This window comes from Profundibacterium mesophilum KAUST100406-0324, from assembly GCF_009835145.1.
Taxonomy (GTDB): Bacteria; Pseudomonadota; Alphaproteobacteria; order Rhodobacterales; family Rhodobacteraceae; genus Profundibacterium; species Profundibacterium mesophilum.
Genome location: NZ_APKE01000028.1, coordinates 53,633 through 69,077 on the forward strand (window position 1 = coordinate 53,633; position 15,445 = coordinate 69,077).

Consider the following 15,445-nt stretch of genomic DNA (forward strand, 5'->3'; position numbering starts at 1 on the left):
CTCCGGCACGAGCATACTTTCCTGCCGCCATCCCGACCGGATGCGCGGCAGTTTTTTTTGCGTGAGGACAATCTTGCGGCGCGATGTCGGCCAAATCGATGGATGGACAGCCGCCTCAAGCGGTGCCGCGGAGAGCCTTGTGCACCGCCTCAGGCGTAGCTGGCACCATTCGCCGCCGTTTCGGCCTCCGCCGCGGCCTCCGCCGCAGCTTCGATTGCGAGAAGAATCGAGGCATGCCGGTTCTTGTAATCGCGCGCAGGTTCGAGCACCTCGAACCCGTCGAACGGCGCGGGGGGCACCGGACCATCCGCTTTCAGCATGGCCTGCAACGCGTCACGGGCCGCGTCGATCTCCGCGCGGCTGCGCCCGATTATGTTGTGCCCGACCACTGCGGCCGCCGCCTGTCCAAGGGCACAGGCCTTCACGTCCTGCCCGAATGCCGCGACGCGGCCGTTCTCGAGCGAAAGATCGACCGTCACCGTCGAGCCGCAAAGCGGAGAGCGCCTGCGCACACTGGCCTGCGGGTCCTCCAGGCGGACGGCATGGGGAATGTCCGCGGCGAGCTCGAGGATCCGTCCCGAGTAAAGCTTGATCAGATCACTGTCGGCCATGGCTTTCCCTTTCGGCTTGCCGGTCATAGATAGTCCTGCGTCAGCGCCAAGAAAAGGATCCTCGCCCATGTCTTTCGACCCGTCCAGCCTGCGTTTCGACGCAGCCGGCCTCGTACCGGTAATCGCGCAGGACGCGCAGAGCGCCGAAATCCTGATGATGGCCTGGATGAACGAGGAGGCGGTGCGCCGGACCTTCGAGACGGGGCGCGTCACCTATTGGTCACGCTCGCGGCAGTCCTTCTGGGTGAAGGGGGAGACGAGCGGCAATCTGCAACATCTCGTCGAGCTGCGCATCGACTGTGACCGCGACTGTCTTCTAGTCTTGGTGCGGCAGGAAGGGCCCGCTTGCCATACCGGTCGCAGGAGCTGTTTCTACACCGCCTTGCGCGACGGCGAAGAAGTCGAGATCCAGTCGCCTCAGGGCTGACACCCGATCATCGCCCACACATCTTGCGCCGTGGCGCCGTCTCGCCTGTAGGCGGAGATGGCGCGCGCATCGTCGCGTTTCGCCAGCCGTTTGCCGGTCTCGTCGCGGATCAGCGCATGATGATGGTAGCGGGGCACGGGCAGGCCGAGCATTAGCTGCAGAACGACGTGAATGCGTGTTGCCTCGAAAAGGTCGCGCCCGCGCGTGACGAGAGAGATGCCCTGCGCGGCATCATCGAGAACGACCGAAAGGTGATAGGACGTTCCCATGTCGCGCCGGGCCAGAACGATCTCTCCGACTTCCTCGCGCAGGATGTGCGGCGTCACCTCGATCCGTCCCGTCTCGCCAAGCGCATCGGGCCCGCTTTCGATGAAATGGACGCCAGAGCCGATGGCATCGCACATCGCGTCCATCCGCAGGCGCAGCGCATGGCCCTCCGGGAGGTCGGGTCCGGACGCGATTTCACGATCCGAACAGGTTCTCGGATAAAGAAGCCCGTCCGGTCCGATTGCCGGCGGGTCGCCCTCCTGGGGGGCTGATGCCGCCTCGGCAATATCCCGGCGCGTGCAGGCACAGGCAAAGAGGGCCCCGGCGGCCCACAACCGCCGCAGCGCTGCCCTGTAGACATCGTGCCGCTGGGATTGTCGAAGCACCGGGGCGGGCCATGACAGCCCCAACCATTCGAGATCGTCGAAGATCGCGCGTTCCCATTCGGGACGGGAACGTGCGGCATCGATATCCTCGATCCGCAGCAGGAATTGTCCCCCGGACTCGTGCGCTTTTCTATGGGCCACCGAAGCGGCATAGGCATGACCCAGGTGCAGCGGACCCGTGGGAGACGGTGCGAACCTCGTCGTGAACGGCGCGCCCGTCACCCGCTTACGGCACCACCGGAGGACAGCCAATCGGACCAATCCTCCTTGGCGCGATCGGTATAGGCCTTGTAGCGGTCCTTGCGTCCCCGGCGACCGGATTTGAGGCCGCCGACGGGCGGGAACAGCCCGAAATTGACATTCATCGGCTGGAACGTCTTGGCGTCCGCGCCGCCGGTGATGTGGGTCACGAGCGCGCCGGTCGCCGTCGTGGGGGGCGGGGGCGTGGGCGTGCGGCCTGTGGCATCGGCCACGGCCAACCGACCGGCCAGAAGGCCCATCGCCGCGCTTTCGACATAGCCCTCTACACCCGTGATCTGTCCAGCGAAACGGAGATTGGGCTGTGTGCGCAATCTCAGCTGCTCGTCCAGAAGCCGCGGAGAGTTCAGGAACGTATTGCGGTGGATGCCGCCAAGACGCGCGAACCGCGCTTCTTCCAGTCCCGGAATCATCCGGAAAACATCGGTTTGCGCGCCGTACTTCATTTTGGTTTGGAAGCCGACGATATTGAAGAGCGTTCCGAGCTTGTTGTCCCGGCGCAACTGCACGACAGCGTGCGCCTTCGTTTCGGGCATATGCGGATTGGTAAGGCCGACCGGCTTCATCGGACCGTGTCGCAAGGTCTCCCGGCCGCGTTCCGCCATCACTTCGATCGGCAGGCATCCGTCGAAATAGCCCGCCGTCTCCCCCTCGTGGAACTCCGTCTTGTCGGCCACCAGCAAGGCATCGATGAACGCGTCGTAGGTTTCCTTGTCCATCGGGCAGTTGAGATAGGCGGTCCGTTCCTCCTCCCTCTCCCCCTTGTCGTAGCGCGACTGCATCCAGGCCTTCGACATGTCGATGCTGTCGGAATAAACGATCGGAGCGATGGCATCGAAAAAAGCGAGTGCATCCGCGCCAGTCTTCGATGCGATCGTTTTCGCCAAGGCTCCGGATGTCAGGGGGCCCGTGGCAACGATCCACTGGCCTTCCTTCGGAAGCTCAGTGATTTCAGCGTCTTGGCGCGTGATCTTGGGGTGGGACATCAATGCGTCCGTCACCGCGTTTGCAAAATGCTCGCGATCGACGGCGAGCGCGCCGCCCGCGGGAAGGCGACAGGCATCCGCCATCCGCATGATCAATCCGCCGGCCGCGCGCATTTCCCAATGCAGCAGGCCCACCGCGTTCTGCTCGCTGTCATCGGAGCGGAAGGAGTTGGAGCAGACCATCTCTGCCAGCTGCCCCGTCTGATGCGCGAAGGTTCCGGTATGAGGCCGCATCTCGTGAATGATCACGTCGAGCCCGGCCTCGGCCGCTTGCCAAGCTGCTTCCGACCCGGCCATTCCGCCGCCGACGATGTTGAGAACTTGCTGTGTCATGGCCGCGATCTAAACAGTCTCGCGGCAAAGGGGAAGGGCATCCGTCACCGCCGGCGCGTCAAACACGCCGGCGGTGTGGTCCATTCCCTCAGGCGTCGTCACCGTCCGGCATCTCGCCGCCGGGCTCGTCGACCTCCGGCTGCTCGGCGATCCAGGCAACCGAGACAACCTCTTCGCCGGCTCCGGTATTGAAGACCCGCACACCGCCGGCCCCGCGCGAGCGGAAGGAGATGCCATCGACGGGGACCCGGATCGACTGGCCGCGAGAGGTCGCGAGCATGATCTGATCGTCGAGATCGACCGGGAAGGACGCGACAAGCGGTCCGCCGCGCATTGCCTTGTCCATGGCCATGACCCCTTGGCCCCCGCGACCACGCACGGGGTAGTCATGACTGGAGCTGAGCTTGCCGGAACCTTGCGCCGTGATGGTCAGGATAAGGTCCTCGGCCGCTGACATGCGGGCATAATCCTCGGATGTGAAATCCGCCGCCTCTATGCTGGCATCCTCCTCCTCGGTTTCCTGTTCCGCATCCTCGGCGAGGCCAGCCACGGCACGCCGCATCTTGAGGTAGGCCGCGCGTTCGGCGGCGCTGGCCTCGAAATGGCGGATGATGGCCATCGACACGACACTGTCATCCGTGCCGAGACGGATGCCCCTGACGCCCGTGGAATCGCGGCCCTTGAATACGCGAACGGCGGTTGTCGGGAAGCGGATCGCACGGCCCTGTGCCGTGACGAGCATCACGTCATCCTCTTCGGACGCAATGCGCGCGTTGACCAATTTCACATTGTTATCGGGAAGTTTCATGGCGATCTTGCCATTGCGCATGACATTCGTGAAATCACTCAGCGCGTTGCGCCGCACATCGCCCGCGGAGGTGGCGAAGATGATCTGCAGCTCGTTCCAATCAGCCTCGTCGCGATCCACCGGCATGATCGCGGCGATCGACACCCCTTGCGGGATCGGCAGGAGATTGACGATCGCCTTGCCCTTTGCCGTGCGGCTTCCCTGCGGCAGGCGCCAGGTCTTGAGCTTGTAGACCATCCCGTCGGTGGTGAAGAAGAGAAGCTGCGTGTGGGTGTTGGCCACGAACAGGGTCGTGACGACATCCTCGTCCTTCGTCGACATGCCCGACAGGCCCTTGCCGCCACGTCTTTGGGACCGGAAGTCGGCGAGGGGCGTGCGCTTGATGTAGCCGGTCTGCGTGACCGTGACGACCATCTCCTCGCGCTCGATGAGATCCTCGTCCTCCATATCGCCGGACCAGTCGACGATTTCGGTCCGGCGTGGCACTGCGAATTGCGTGCGCACCTCCGTCAATTCGGACGAGATGATCGACATGATCCGTTCGCGCGAGCGCAGGATATCGAGATAGTCCTTGATCTTCGCTGCAAGCTCTTCGAGCTCGTCGGTAACCTCTTTCACGCCGAGCTGCGTCAGGCGCTGAAGCCGCAACTCGAGGATCGCGCGGGCTTGCACCTCCGACAGGTTATAGGTGCCGTCGTCGTTCATCGTATGGCTGGGATCGTCGATCAGACGGATGTAGCCCTCGATGTCACTGGCCGGCCAGCGCCGCTCCATCAGCTTCTCGCGCGCCTCGGGGGCGTCGGCGGAGGAGCGGATGGTCGCCACGACCTCGTCGACATTGCTCACGGCAACGGCATAGCCGCACAGGATATGGCTCCGCTCGCGGGCCTTGCGCAGATCGAACGCCGTGCGCCGCGCGACAACTTCCTCTCGGAAGCTGATGAAATGCGTAAGGAAATCACGAAGCGTCAGCTGTTCGGGACGGCCGCCATGCAATGCCAGCATGTTGCAGCCGAAGGAGGTCTGCATCGGCGTGAAGCGGAAGAGCTGATTGAGAACGACTTCCGCCGTTGCATCCTTCTTCAGCTCGACCACGACGCGCACGCCGACCCGGTCCGACTCGTCCTGCACCGCCGATATGCCCTCGAGCTTCTTTTCGCGGACAAGATCGGCGATCCTTTCGACGAGCGCGGCCTTGTTGACCTGGTAGGGGATCTCGTCGAGCACGATGGCATAGCGATCCTTGCGGATCTCCTCGATCCGCGTCTTGGCGCGGATGATGACGCTTCCGCGCCCTTCGAGATAGGCCTTGCGCGCGCCGGAGCGCCCGAGGATCAGGCCGCCGGTCGGGAAATCGGGCGCGGGGACGTACTCCATCAGCTGCTCGACCGACAGGTCCGGATCCTCGATCAGCGCAAGCGTCGCGTCGATCACCTCGCCCAGATTGTGCGGCGGGATGTTCGTGGCCATGCCGACGGCGATGCCGCCCGCGCCGTTGACGAGCATGTTGGGAAAGCGCGCCGGCAGAACGGTGGGCTCGCGGTCCTTGCCGTCGTAATTGTCCTGGAAGTCGACGGTCTGCTTCTCGATATCGGCCAGAAGCGCCTGCGCGGGCTTGTCCATGCGCACTTCGGTATAGCGCATCGCGGCGGCATTGTCGCCGTCCATGGAGCCGAAATTCCCTTGCCCGTCGAGCAGCGGCAGGGACATCGAGAAATCCTGCGCCATCCGCACGAGCGCCTCGTAGATCGCGCTGTCGCCATGCGGGTGATACTTGCCCATCACGTCGCCGACGGGACGCGCCGACTTGCGATAGGACTTGTCATGCGTGTTGCCGGTCTCGTGCATCGCGTAGAGGATGCGCCGGTGCACCGGTTTCAGCCCGTCACGCAGATCGGGGATTGCCCGACTGACGATGACCGACATCGCGTAATCGAGGAAGGATGCACGCATCTCCTCCGAGATCGAGATCGACGGACCATCGTGAGCGACGCGCTCGATGCTGGATTCATCTTCGTTTTCGGGATGTTCGGGCGTATCGCTCAACGACTCCGATGCTCCTGCATTTGGGGCTACATATTGTTGTGAAACCTATACCAGAGCGTGCATATAGCCCGCAATCCCTGTGCCTGCAAAGCTATGGCAGCCACAGGATGACACTGCTAACAACCTGTTTTCGTTGCAAAGTAAACCTCCCGGGTTTCTACTCGAAGTCGGGGAGGGACCTGGCGATGACGGAAACGGAGATGATGTTGAAGGGCTACGGGTTGACGACCGCGGAATTCTTCTACCGCCTGCCGGATTACAGGAATGTTCTGCAGAGTTTCGTGTGGCAGGATTACGATCTCGCGCCGGACCACCCGAAGCTCTTCGAATTCGTCGAATTCTGGCAGCGGGAGATCGAGGGGCCGTTGCATTCGGTATGCTTCACGCATCGCAAGCTCATCGCGCCAGGCGAATGGCGCAATGTCACCGGGGAGCTGACGCTGCACTGAGGCTCGCGTTCAGGGAATCAGCCGCGCGACGTAGCCGGGCAGGGCGAAGGCAGCCTTGTGAACTTCCGGCGTGTAATAACCCGGCGTCAGGCCGGCCTTGCGGAAGCGCTCGGCCAGTGTCTCTGGGTCGACAGCGCGGGCCGGGCCGTCCGTTCCCCAGCCGAACGCCATCGCGCCGCCCGCATAGGTCGGCACCGTCGCCATGTAGCAGGTGGCATCGGTGAAGAGCGCCTTGAAGGCCCGCATCGTTCCCGTCAGCTCGTCGCCCTGCATGAAGGGCACGCCGTTCTGGGTGACCAGAATGCCATTCGGTGCCAAGGCGCGTTTCGCATGGCCATAGAAACTGTCAGTGAAGAGGACCTCGCCGGGGCCCGCGGGATCGGTCGAGTCGACGATGATCACATCGAAGCCGCCATCGCAGTCGCGCATGTATTGCGCGCCATCGGCGATGATCAGCTCGAGCCTGGGATCATCGAAGGCCCCGGCGGAGATCGATGGCAGGTACTGCTTGGAGAACTCGACCACGCCGGCATCGATCTCGATCATGGTGACTTGCTCGACGCCGGAATGGCGCAGAACCTCCCGTGCCATTCCGCCATCGCCGCCCCCGATGATCAGCACCCTGCGGGCCGATCCATGGGCGAGGATGGGCACATGGGTCAGCATCTCGTGGTAGATGTAGTTGTCGCCCTCGGTCACCTGCACCACGCCATCGAGGGTGAGCACGCGGCCGAAGGTGGAATTGCTGAAGACACGGATGCGCTGGTGATCGGTTTCGCTGTCATAAAGCAGCTCGTCGATCCTGAGGGCCTGCGAATGGTCCGCATGAAGACGCTCGATGCTCCATCCAGTCATGTCGGTCATGCAGGCTCTCCTTCCAGGTCGTATTGCGCGATGGCCTCCCACGGGCCGCCGCGGTAATGCCAGAGCATGAGCCGGTCCGCCACCCCCTCGAAGGGCGTGAACCGCGCGGCGATCGCATCGCGATCGGCGCGGGCGCGGGCGCGGGGCACCTTGTTCTGGAGCGTGACATGCGCGCGACGCGTCTGCCGGTCCTGCCGCGTCAACATCGGCTCCCAAAGGTCCTGGAGTTCCCGAAGGAGAGGCAGGTAGCGCGGCATGTCGAGCCTGACCGCGGTGCCGCCCCCGAAATCGAGAAGCTCGGCCGCGGCGAGCCGCAACGGCGCCGTCCGTCCGGCGACCGCGCGGCAATCTTCGGCGACGCGCGCGTGTTCCTCGGAGGGGAGCTGCTGGAACAGGGTCAGATGTGCGGGGATGAAGTTGCGTGCCGGCGGAAAGAACGCCTGCCGCGTCGGCTCGAACCAGCCGAAGGCGGAGCTGTCGAAGCCGAGTGTAAGGATGAGCGCCATCGAGCAGGCTGGCGCCGGGCCCCAGGTCAGGGGCGCCGGCGCCGATCCGTCAGGCCGCGACGGTGTCGGTGACGAGGCCGTCGCCGCGCAGCAGTTCCTTCACCCGCACATCGTCGGTGTGGAAGGCCTTCTTCAGCACATCGACCGCGCGCCACGGCTCGGCATCGCCGCACATGAACACGTCGAAAGCGCCGTAGCCGATCTCGGGCCAGGTATGCACCGAGATATGGCTTTCGGCGAGGACGGCGACGCCGCTCACGCCTTGCGGGCTGAACTTGTGGGTGTGGATATGCAGCAGGGTCGCGCCGCAGATCTCGACCGAGTCGCGGAATGCCTGCTGAATGCGGGCCTCGTCATCGAGCCCGTGGCCGTTCACCACCTCGATGATGAGATGCGTTCCGGCGAAGACTTTGCCCTCGCGGCGGATGAAATGATCGTCGCGCGATTCATCGAACAGGTCGCGCTCGGCCGTTTCCTGTCCGCCGATCGCACCATCGCTGATACGCGTGTCTTCCGCTTGGGCGCCTGTCTCCAGACCGATCCCCAGTTGGAAGAGGTTGGAGCCCGACATGGCATCCTCCTTCTTCTTTCCAGTAGATGGCAATCCGTGGGTCCTTAGCGCCCCCCCGGCAAAGCCGCCGAGGTTGGGATCGGTCCCGAATGTGTGAAGGGGCAGATAGGGGTCAAGCTCTCCGGACGCAAGACATTTCGCGGCTCATGGGCGGAAAAACGATCCTCCCCGGGGTCGAGATGCACCGCCGCGCCGGCGCGCGGCACGCGGGAGCCGGTCCGGGGCGGGGTCCGGGGCGGGGTCCGTGCGCGGTGAGCCGTCCTCGGGACGCCGGAATGGCGGAGAAATGTTGGGGTATCTAAATACCTTATTTGCAAGATGTTGAGATTGCTTGAATTTTCGGAGGTCATTGCCGTTGACGCGGCGCGCAGGATGGTTAGAACTGCGCCATCCGAAAACGGCGGCCCTTCGTGCTGCCATCCGATCATGCGACAGGAACCAGCGATGAAGACCTACACCGCGACACCGGCGGAGATCGAGAAGAAATGGATCCTGATCGACGCCGAGGGCGTCGTTCTGGGTCGTCTCGCCTCGATCATCGCCATGCGTCTGCGTGGCAAGCACAAGGCCACGTTCACCCCGCACATGGACATGGGCGACAATGTCATAGTCATTAACGCCGACAAGGTGCAGTTGACGGGCAAGAAGCGCATGAAACCGAACTACTGGCACACGGGATATCCGGGCGGCATCAAGTCCCGCACCACCGGCCAGATCCTCGAGGGCAAGTATCCCGAGCGCGTCGTCATGCAGGCTGTCAAGCGCATGCTGCCCGGCAACAAGCTGAGCCGTCACGTGATGACCAACCTGCGCGTCTATGCCGGCACCGAGCATCCGCATGAGGCCCAGAGCCCCGAGACGCTCGATGTCGTGTCGATGAACTCCAAGAACACCAGGACCGCTTGAGATGGCTGAAGAAATCAAATCGCTCGACGAGCTGAACGCCGCCGTTTCCGGCAGCCAGTCCACCGAAACCGACCTGGCACCGCGCGAGCCGGTTCGCGACGCGCAGGGTCGCGCCTATGCCACAGGCAAGCGCAAGGACGCGGTCGCCCGCGTCTGGATCCGCCCCGGCTCCGGCAAGGTCACCGTCAACGGCAAGGACGTGAACACCTATTTCGCGCGTCCCGTGCTGCAGATGATCCTCAAGCAGCCCTTCACCATCGCCAATGTCGAAGGCCAGTTCGACGTGATCGCCACCGTCAAGGGCGGCGGTCTCTCCGGTCAGGCCGGCGCGGTGAAGCACGGCGTGTCCAAGGCGCTGCAGCTTTATGATCCTAGCCTGCGCGGCGCACTGAAGGCCGCCGGTTTCCTGACCCGCGACAGCCGCGTCGTCGAGCGCAAGAAATACGGCAAGGCCAAGGCGCGCAAGAGCTTCCAGTTCTCCAAGCGCTGATCGCATCAGGCGAATACGAAATGGGGGCCGTCCGGGAGACCGGGCGGCCTCGTTGCGTGCGGGGGCCGGCGAGGGCTTGCAGGCTCCGCGCGCTTGCGCTTTTGTCGGCTGCGGCAGGACGGCTGCCCGGCACGGCGAAGGATGAACGATGGCACAGGCCGATCCAGGCAGCGTGCGCAGGGGGCGGGCGCTCATCGCGGCGCCGGCGCTCTACGCGCTGCTGCTGCTCGCCGGACCGCTCGGCACGATCGTCCTCTTCAGCTTCTGGTCCCAGGATTTTCTCGCGCTGGATCGAAGCCCGACCCTGGGCAACTACGCCGAGGCGCTGCGCGAGCCGCTCTACCGTGAGCTGATGCTGCGCTCGCTGGCGATCGCCATGGCCGTCACGGTCACGACCGTTCTCCTGGCTTTCCCGGTGGCCTATTTCGTCTCCTTCAAAGTCGCGCCCGCGCGCAAGGCGCTGTGGCTCTTCCTGATCACGATTCCCTTCTGGACGAGCTATCTGGTGCGCGTCTTCCTGTGGAAGGTGATCCTCGGCTTCAACGGCGTGGTGAACGCGAGCCTGTTGGGCGCCGGGATCATCGACGCGCCGCTCACCTTCATCCTCTACAATCCCGTATCGGTGGTGATCACACTCACCCATGCCTTCGCACCATTCGCGATCCTGCCGATCTATGTCGCGCTCGAGCGGATCGACCACTCGCTGATCGAGGCCTCGCGCGACCTGGGCGAAAGCCGGGCGTCCACGTTCCGCCGCGTGACCTTGCCGCTCGCGCTGCCCGGCGTGATGGCCGCCGCGCTCATCGTCTTCATCCCGGTGATCGGCGACTATGTCACGCCGCGCCTCGTCGGCGGCCCGAGCGGCCTGATGATCGCCAACATGATCCAGACGCAGTTCCTCAAACTCAACAACGCGCCCCTCGGAGCCGCGCTCGCGGTGCTCGCAATGCTGATCGTCACCGCCATCGCACTGGTGGCGGGACTGGCGCTGCGCCGTTTCTCGGGACCGCGGGGATGAGCGGTCTGCGGCTCTATGCTCTCGTCTACCTGGCCTTCCTTTACGCGCCGATCGCGCTCTTGCCGATCTTCGCATTCAACGACGGCACCGTCATCGCTTTCCCGCTCGATGGTTTCACGCTGCGCTGGTTCCGCGAGTTGCCGCAGACGCCGGCCCTCGTCGCCTCGGTGCGCACCAGCCTCTGGATCGCCGGCAGCACGGCACTGCTCTCCACCGTGCTCGGGCTTTGCGCGGCGCGGGCCGGGACCATGGCACGCTTTGGCGGACGCGACGCGATGATGGGGCTGATCATGCTGCCGCTCGTCCTGCCGGAGATCATCGTGGCGGTGGCGCTGCTTGTCGTGCTGCTGGCGCTCGGCTTGCCGCTGACCGGCTGGACGGTCATCGCGGGCCATACACTGATCTGCCTGCCGTTCAGCACGGCGATCCTCGGATCGGCCTTCCGGGCGCTCGACCCGGCGCTGGAGGAGGCCGGGATCGATCTCGGCCTCGGCCGCGCCGCGGTCTTCCTGCGCGTGACCCTGCCGCTCCTGATGCCCGGCATCATCGCCTCGCTGCTGATCACCTTCACGATCAGCCTCGACGAGTTCATCATCGCCTTCTTCCTGACGGGGACGGAGCCCACCTTGCCGGTCTATCTGTGGGGCCAGTTGCGCTTCCCGCAGAAGATCCCGGTCGTCATGGCGCTCGGCACCATCCTGCTGGTGATTTCCGTCGTCCTGATCACACTGGCCGAGATCGCGAGGCGCCGCGCGGCGGCCCGTGCCACCGGCATCGACAGCGGAGCCTGAAACGTGCCCGATCAAACGAACACGGATGCCGAAGCCGCGCCTGCGGGCCGCTGCCCGATCATCGAGCTCAGTGGTGCGCACAAGCATTTCGGCGATTATCACGCGCTGCGCGGGATCGACCTTTCGGTCGGGGCAGGCGAGTTCTTTTCCCTTCTCGGCCCCTCGGGCTGCGGCAAGACCACGCTCCTGCGCACGATCGCCGGCTTCGAGGCGCTCGGCGCGGGACGGCTCGTGATCGGTGGGCGTGACATGGCGGGCGTGCCACCGAACCGGCGCCCCACGAACATGGTGTTCCAGTCCTACGCGATCTTCCCGCATCTCGATGTGGGGCAGAATGTCGGCTTCGGGCTGCGGCGCTCCGAAGGGTCGCGCGCGCAGAAGGCCGTGCGGATCGGCGAGGCGCTCGAGATGGTCGGGCTCGCCGGCTACGAGCGGCGCGGCGCGCAGGCGCTCTCCGGCGGCCAACGCCAACGCGTCGCGCTTGCGCGTGCCCTGATCCTGCGGCCCGATGTGCTGCTTCTCGACGAGCCGCTCTCGGCGCTCGACAAGAAGCTGCGCGAGCAGATGCAGGCCGAGCTGCGCCGGCTTCAGCGGCAGGTGGGGATCACCTTCGTCCTCGTGACCCATGACCAGGAAGAGGCGCTGATCATGTCGGACCGCGTCGCGGTGATGTTCGAGGGGCGGATCGCGCAACTTGCCGGACCGCAGGAGCTCTACAGGCATCCGGCGAGCCGCCGGGTCGCCGAGTTCATCGGGATGATGAATTTCCTGCCGGTCATCGCCACAGGCGACACGCTCGAGATCGCGGGTCTGGGCCGCGTGCCCCGCGCCGGGCTTCGCAGCGCCGCGCCGGACGGGCAGGGGCCGCCGGAGGCGGGGATCCGCCCTGAAATGTTCTCGATCCTCTATCCCGGCGAGCAGACCGGGCGCCGCACCGCGCAGGGCACGGTGCGCGAGACGGCGTTCTACGGCGACATGACCTATTACGAGGTGATCCTCGACGGCACCGAGCGCCCCGTCACGATCTCCATGAAGAACATGCCGGGCCGGATGATCCTTTCGCCCGGCACGCAGGCGCGCATCGCCTGGGACGCCGAGTCGGTGACGCTCTTTTCCGCCGCGTGGTAGGCTACCGGACGCCGGTCCGGTCCGGGCGCGCCGTGCACGGTTGTTGCCGGCAGCCCCCCGCCGTGGAACAGTGATGGTGCGGGCCGTACCCCTCGGCCCGGCAGGTACCATGGGGAGGACCGACATGAGATATTCGATCGTGATGGCACTGGCCGCGGGCATTCCGCTGACAGGCCATGCCCAGGAGGGCGACACGTCCGGTGCCGCGATGAGCTACGGCCAGCGGCCCGCCTATCTTGTCGACAAGATGCCCGATGGCACGCTGAAGGACGAGCTGTCGGCCTGCATGGGGCAGACGCCGCAGCGCACCGCCTTCTCGATCGGGCATCGCGGCGCGCCGCTGATGTTCCCCGAGCACACGGTGCAATCGAACCGGGCCGCCGCGCGCCAGGGGGCGGGCATCCTCGAATGCGATGTGACCTTCACCCAGGACAAGCAGCTCGTCTGCCGCCATGCGCAGAACGACCTGCACACCACCACGAATATCCTGACGACCGATCTGGCGCAGGCCTGCACCGCGCCCTTCACGCCTGCGCAAGGCGAGGAGAAAGCCAGCGCCGAGTGCCGCACCAGCGACATCACGCTCGAACAGTTCCGCAGCCTGACGCCCAAGATGGATGCCTCCGATGCGGATGCCGCGACGGCCGAGGAGTACCAGGGCGGCGGCGTCCCGTGGCGCACCACGCTCTATTCGGACGGCGCGACGTTGATGACACATGCCGAATCGATCGCGCTCTTCGACAGCCTCGGCGCCGATTTCACCCCCGAACTGAAAGCACCCTCGGTAGAGATGCCCTTCGACGGCTACACCCAGGAAGATTACGCGCAGGCGTTGATCGACGAGTACAAGGATGCCGGCATCGACCCCGCGCGCGTCTGGGCACAGAGCTTCGATCTGGCCGATCTGCGCTACTGGATCGAGAACGAGCCGGAATTCGGCAAGCAGGCCGTCTACCTGATGGATGAATACGACGACGAGACCTACGATCCGAACGACCCCGCGACCTGGCCCGACACGATGGCCGAGCTCAAGGAGATGGGGGTTAACTACATCGCCCCGCCGATGTGGATGCTCGTCACGCTCGGTGAGGACGGCAAGATCGTTCCCAACGCGCTCGCGAAGGCGGCCGCCGAGGCGGATGTGAAGATCATCACCTGGACGCTCGAGCGCTCGGGTCCGCTCGCCGGCGGGGGCGGATGGTATTACCAGAGCATCGCGGATGCGATCGACAGTGATGCCGACACCTACGAGCTGCTCGATGTGTTGGCGCAGGATGTCGGCGTCGAGGGCGTCTTTTCCGATTGGCCCGCCACGGTGACCTTCTACGCCAACTGCAAGGGCCTGTGACCCGCGGGCGACGCGGCGGCATGATCCGCCGCGGTGCTTTCAGACCCGCTCGATGATGAAGTCGGGCACGATCGCGGACCGGGCGATGGCCTCCGCCACATCAAGCCCGACGAGCGCGCCGAAACCGGGACCAGCGCCGCCGCGAACCCCATGTGCCGCCCGCCCAGAATGTCGGTATGCAGCGTGTCGCCCACCATCAGCGCCCTGCCGGGCGGACAGGGTGCAGGCAATCGCGACAGGGCGATCTCGTAGATGCCGCGAAAGGGTTTGCCCAGGAAGACCGGTGTGATCCCGGTGCGATCCGCAAGACGGTGCTCGTAATGGCACGGCTCTTGCGACAGCCCGCCCTCGCGCGGCGCGACGATGTCGGGATTGCCGACCAGGACCGGCCGGGGATGGCGGGCGAGCGCCTCTTCCAGAAGCCGCTGGCGTGTTGCATTCCACAAGCCCGATCCGATCAGCAGGAGTCCTTCGGCATTGGCATAGGATGCGGGATCGTCGCCCAGGATGGTGATATCCCGCGCGCCGAAATCCTCAAGGCCATGCGTGCGGTCCAGCATAGTGCCCCAGCGGCGCGGAGCGTGCCCGTCCAGATGCGTAAGGAGCGCCTTGCGGCTGGTGACGACCTCGCGGCGCGCGAAATCGAACCCCGGCTGGGCATAACGTGCCATCATCACCGGTTTGGGGTATCCGGCGGCGTTCGACACGACCATGACCGCTCTGCCGGCCGCCCGGAGGGCCGCGATCCTGGCGGCGGCTCCGGGGATCGGTGTCTCGCCGACATTGAGCACGTTATAGGCGTCGAGCAGGATCACGTCGAAATCGGCGGCCACCTCCTCCAGCGTGACCGACCGGCGCGGCGGGGTCTCGAACCGGGCGGCGGGCAGGCGGTGCCTCACGGCGAGATGGGCCTCGAATGCCTGGCCGGCATCTTGCGTGACAGGACGCGGCGGCGCAGGAAGGCGGAGACGATCTCGCCGATGACGACCAGTGCGAGGATCGCGATCAGCACGGTGGCTGCCTCGGGCCAGTTGAACGTGTCGATGGCCCCTTGGAGGATGATCCCGATGCCGCCGGCGCCGACAAGGCCCAGAAAGTCGATTCGCGCAGATTGATGTCCCAACGCAGGATCGAGACCGCCCAGAAGGTCGGCATGATCTGGGGCACGATGGTAAGCGTTTCCTGGCCCGCACCTTCCCAATTCTCACCTGACCTGAGATTTCGCACCTGACGGAGATTAGGGCAGGAGTTT

The 15,445-nt window shown here is 65.1% G+C and carries 16 protein-coding genes and 1 pseudogene; 8 read left to right on the top strand and 9 right to left on the bottom strand.

Annotated elements, in window-relative coordinates; genetic code table 11:
- Positions 1 to 149 precede the first annotated feature (149 nt).
- Positions 150 to 611 (bottom strand): iron-sulfur cluster assembly scaffold protein, encoded by a 462-nt coding sequence (locus PMES_RS12290; RefSeq protein ID WP_159966019.1) that lies wholly within the window; start codon positions 609 to 611, stop codon positions 150 to 152.
- A gap of 67 nt (positions 612 to 678) precedes the next feature.
- Between PMES_RS12290 and hisI the strand changes: the two genes are divergently transcribed.
- Entirely contained in the window at positions 679 to 1,038 is a 360-nt protein-coding gene (gene hisI, locus PMES_RS12295; protein WP_159966020.1) for a phosphoribosyl-AMP cyclohydrolase, read from the top strand.
- On the opposite strand, the gene gluQRS is transcribed toward hisI, so the two are convergent.
- The 3 genes from gluQRS to gyrA all read right to left on the bottom strand — a co-directional run bounded on the left by gluQRS (position 1,029) and on the right by gyrA (position 6,122).
- On the bottom strand, positions 1,029 to 1,943 hold the full coding sequence (gluQRS, locus tag PMES_RS12300; RefSeq protein WP_236549793.1) for a tRNA glutamyl-Q(34) synthetase GluQRS: 915 nt from the start codon (positions 1,941 to 1,943) through the stop codon (positions 1,029 to 1,031). The genes hisI and gluQRS overlap by 10 nt on opposite strands.
- The gene (gene trmFO / locus PMES_RS12305; protein ID WP_159966021.1) at positions 1,910 to 3,268 is read right to left on the bottom strand and encodes a methylenetetrahydrofolate--tRNA-(uracil(54)-C(5))-methyltransferase (FADH(2)-oxidizing) TrmFO; all 1,359 of its coding nucleotides are present in this window, start codon (positions 3,266 to 3,268) and stop codon (positions 1,910 to 1,912) included. The genes gluQRS and trmFO overlap by 34 nt, the downstream gene beginning before the upstream one ends.
- 88 nt (positions 3,269 to 3,356) lie before the next feature.
- Complete coding sequence (gene gyrA / locus PMES_RS12310) at positions 3,357 to 6,122, bottom strand: DNA gyrase subunit A (protein ID WP_159966022.1); 2,766 nt, start codon at positions 6,120 to 6,122, stop codon at positions 3,357 to 3,359.
- Positions 6,123 to 6,301: 179 nt separating this feature from the next.
- Between gyrA and PMES_RS12315 the strand changes: the two genes are divergently transcribed.
- On the top strand, positions 6,302 to 6,571 hold the full coding sequence (locus PMES_RS12315) for an usg protein (protein ID WP_159966037.1): 270 nt from the start codon (positions 6,302 to 6,304) through the stop codon (positions 6,569 to 6,571).
- A gap of 9 nt (positions 6,572 to 6,580) precedes the next feature.
- Here the strand turns inward: PMES_RS12315 and speE are convergent, their stop codons facing one another.
- Genes speE through speD form a run of 3 tightly spaced genes read right to left on the bottom strand, consistent with a single transcriptional unit; the run spans position 6,581 to position 8,512 of the window.
- Positions 6,581 to 7,435, bottom strand: a complete 855-nt coding sequence (gene speE, locus PMES_RS12320) for a polyamine aminopropyltransferase (protein WP_159966023.1) — start codon at positions 7,433 to 7,435, stop codon at positions 6,581 to 6,583.
- Positions 7,432 to 7,941, bottom strand: a complete 510-nt coding sequence (locus tag PMES_RS12325) for a 2'-5' RNA ligase family protein (protein WP_159966024.1) — start codon at positions 7,939 to 7,941, stop codon at positions 7,432 to 7,434. Before PMES_RS12325 ends, speE begins: the two co-directional genes overlap by 4 nt.
- Positions 7,942 to 7,990: 49 nt before the next feature.
- Positions 7,991 to 8,512 carry an adenosylmethionine decarboxylase gene (speD, locus tag PMES_RS12330; RefSeq protein ID WP_159966025.1) on the bottom strand — a complete coding sequence of 174 codons (522 nt, stop codon included), beginning with the start codon at positions 8,510 to 8,512 and terminating at the stop codon, positions 7,991 to 7,993.
- A gap of 444 nt (positions 8,513 to 8,956) precedes the next feature.
- Between speD and rplM the strand changes: the two genes are divergently transcribed.
- The 6 genes from rplM (at position 8,957) to PMES_RS12360 (ending at position 14,193) form a co-directional block, all read left to right on the top strand.
- Entirely contained in the window at positions 8,957 to 9,418 is a 462-nt protein-coding gene (gene rplM, locus PMES_RS12335; RefSeq protein ID WP_159966026.1) for a 50S ribosomal protein L13, read from the top strand.
- Position 9,419: 1 nt separating this feature from the next.
- Positions 9,420 to 9,908 (top strand): 30S ribosomal protein S9, encoded by a 489-nt coding sequence (rpsI, locus tag PMES_RS12340; RefSeq protein ID WP_159966027.1) that lies wholly within the window; start codon positions 9,420 to 9,422, stop codon positions 9,906 to 9,908.
- Positions 9,909 to 10,056: 148 nt separating this feature from the next.
- On the top strand, positions 10,057 to 10,926 hold the full coding sequence (locus PMES_RS12345) for an ABC transporter permease (protein WP_159966028.1): 870 nt from the start codon (positions 10,057 to 10,059) through the stop codon (positions 10,924 to 10,926).
- Complete coding sequence (locus tag PMES_RS12350; RefSeq protein ID WP_159966029.1) at positions 10,923 to 11,717, top strand: ABC transporter permease; 795 nt, start codon at positions 10,923 to 10,925, stop codon at positions 11,715 to 11,717. Before PMES_RS12345 ends, PMES_RS12350 begins: the two co-directional genes overlap by 4 nt.
- Before the next feature lie 3 nt (positions 11,718 to 11,720).
- Positions 11,721 to 12,845 (top strand): ABC transporter ATP-binding protein, encoded by a 1,125-nt coding sequence (locus PMES_RS12355; RefSeq protein ID WP_159966030.1) that lies wholly within the window; start codon positions 11,721 to 11,723, stop codon positions 12,843 to 12,845.
- 124 nt (positions 12,846 to 12,969) lie between these two features.
- A complete protein-coding gene (locus tag PMES_RS12360) occupies positions 12,970 to 14,193 on the top strand; it encodes a glycerophosphodiester phosphodiesterase family protein (RefSeq protein ID WP_438943242.1) in 1,224 nt (407 codons plus the stop codon).
- Here PMES_RS12360 and PMES_RS12365 read toward each other — a convergent pair.
- Together PMES_RS12365 and PMES_RS12370 are read right to left on the bottom strand one after the other, a co-directional pair.
- Positions 14,169 to 15,092 carry an HAD-IIA family hydrolase gene (locus PMES_RS12365; RefSeq protein WP_328809160.1) on the bottom strand — a complete coding sequence of 308 codons (924 nt, stop codon included), beginning with the start codon at positions 15,090 to 15,092 and terminating at the stop codon, positions 14,169 to 14,171. The two genes, PMES_RS12360 and PMES_RS12365, sit on opposite strands and share 25 nt — an antisense overlap.
- Positions 15,089 to 15,363: pseudogene (locus PMES_RS12370) on the bottom strand (PhnE/PtxC family ABC transporter permease); the annotation flags it as partial. The gene PMES_RS12365 and the pseudogene PMES_RS12370, both read right to left, overlap by 4 nt.
- Positions 15,364 to 15,445: the final 82 nt, after the last annotated feature.

Excerpts from the sequence above, each read along its gene's own strand:
- PMES_RS12290 (WP_159966019.1), bottom strand. The coding sequence starts at position 611 with ATGGCCGACAGTGATCTGATCAAGCTTTACTCGGGACGGATCCTCGAG.
- hisI (WP_159966020.1), top strand. The coding sequence starts at position 679 with ATGTCTTTCGACCCGTCCAGCCTGCGTTTCGACGCAGCCGGCCTCGTA.
- trmFO (WP_159966021.1), bottom strand. The coding sequence starts at position 3,268 with ATGACACAGCAAGTTCTCAACATCGTCGGCGGCGGAATGGCCGGGTCG.
- speE (WP_159966023.1), bottom strand. The coding sequence starts at position 7,435 with ATGACCGACATGACTGGATGGAGCATCGAGCGTCTTCATGCGGACCAT.
- PMES_RS12325 (WP_159966024.1), bottom strand. The coding sequence starts at position 7,941 with ATGGCGCTCATCCTTACACTCGGCTTCGACAGCTCCGCCTTCGGCTGG.
- speD (WP_159966025.1), bottom strand. The coding sequence starts at position 8,512 with ATGTCGGGCTCCAACCTCTTCCAACTGGGGATCGGTCTGGAGACAGGC.
- rplM (WP_159966026.1), top strand. The coding sequence starts at position 8,957 with ATGAAGACCTACACCGCGACACCGGCGGAGATCGAGAAGAAATGGATC.
- rpsI (WP_159966027.1), top strand. The coding sequence starts at position 9,420 with ATGGCTGAAGAAATCAAATCGCTCGACGAGCTGAACGCCGCCGTTTCC.
- PMES_RS12345 (WP_159966028.1), top strand. The coding sequence starts at position 10,057 with ATGGCACAGGCCGATCCAGGCAGCGTGCGCAGGGGGCGGGCGCTCATC.
- PMES_RS12350 (WP_159966029.1), top strand. The coding sequence starts at position 10,923 with ATGAGCGGTCTGCGGCTCTATGCTCTCGTCTACCTGGCCTTCCTTTAC.
- PMES_RS12360 (WP_438943242.1), top strand. The coding sequence starts at position 12,970 with ATGAGATATTCGATCGTGATGGCACTGGCCGCGGGCATTCCGCTGACA.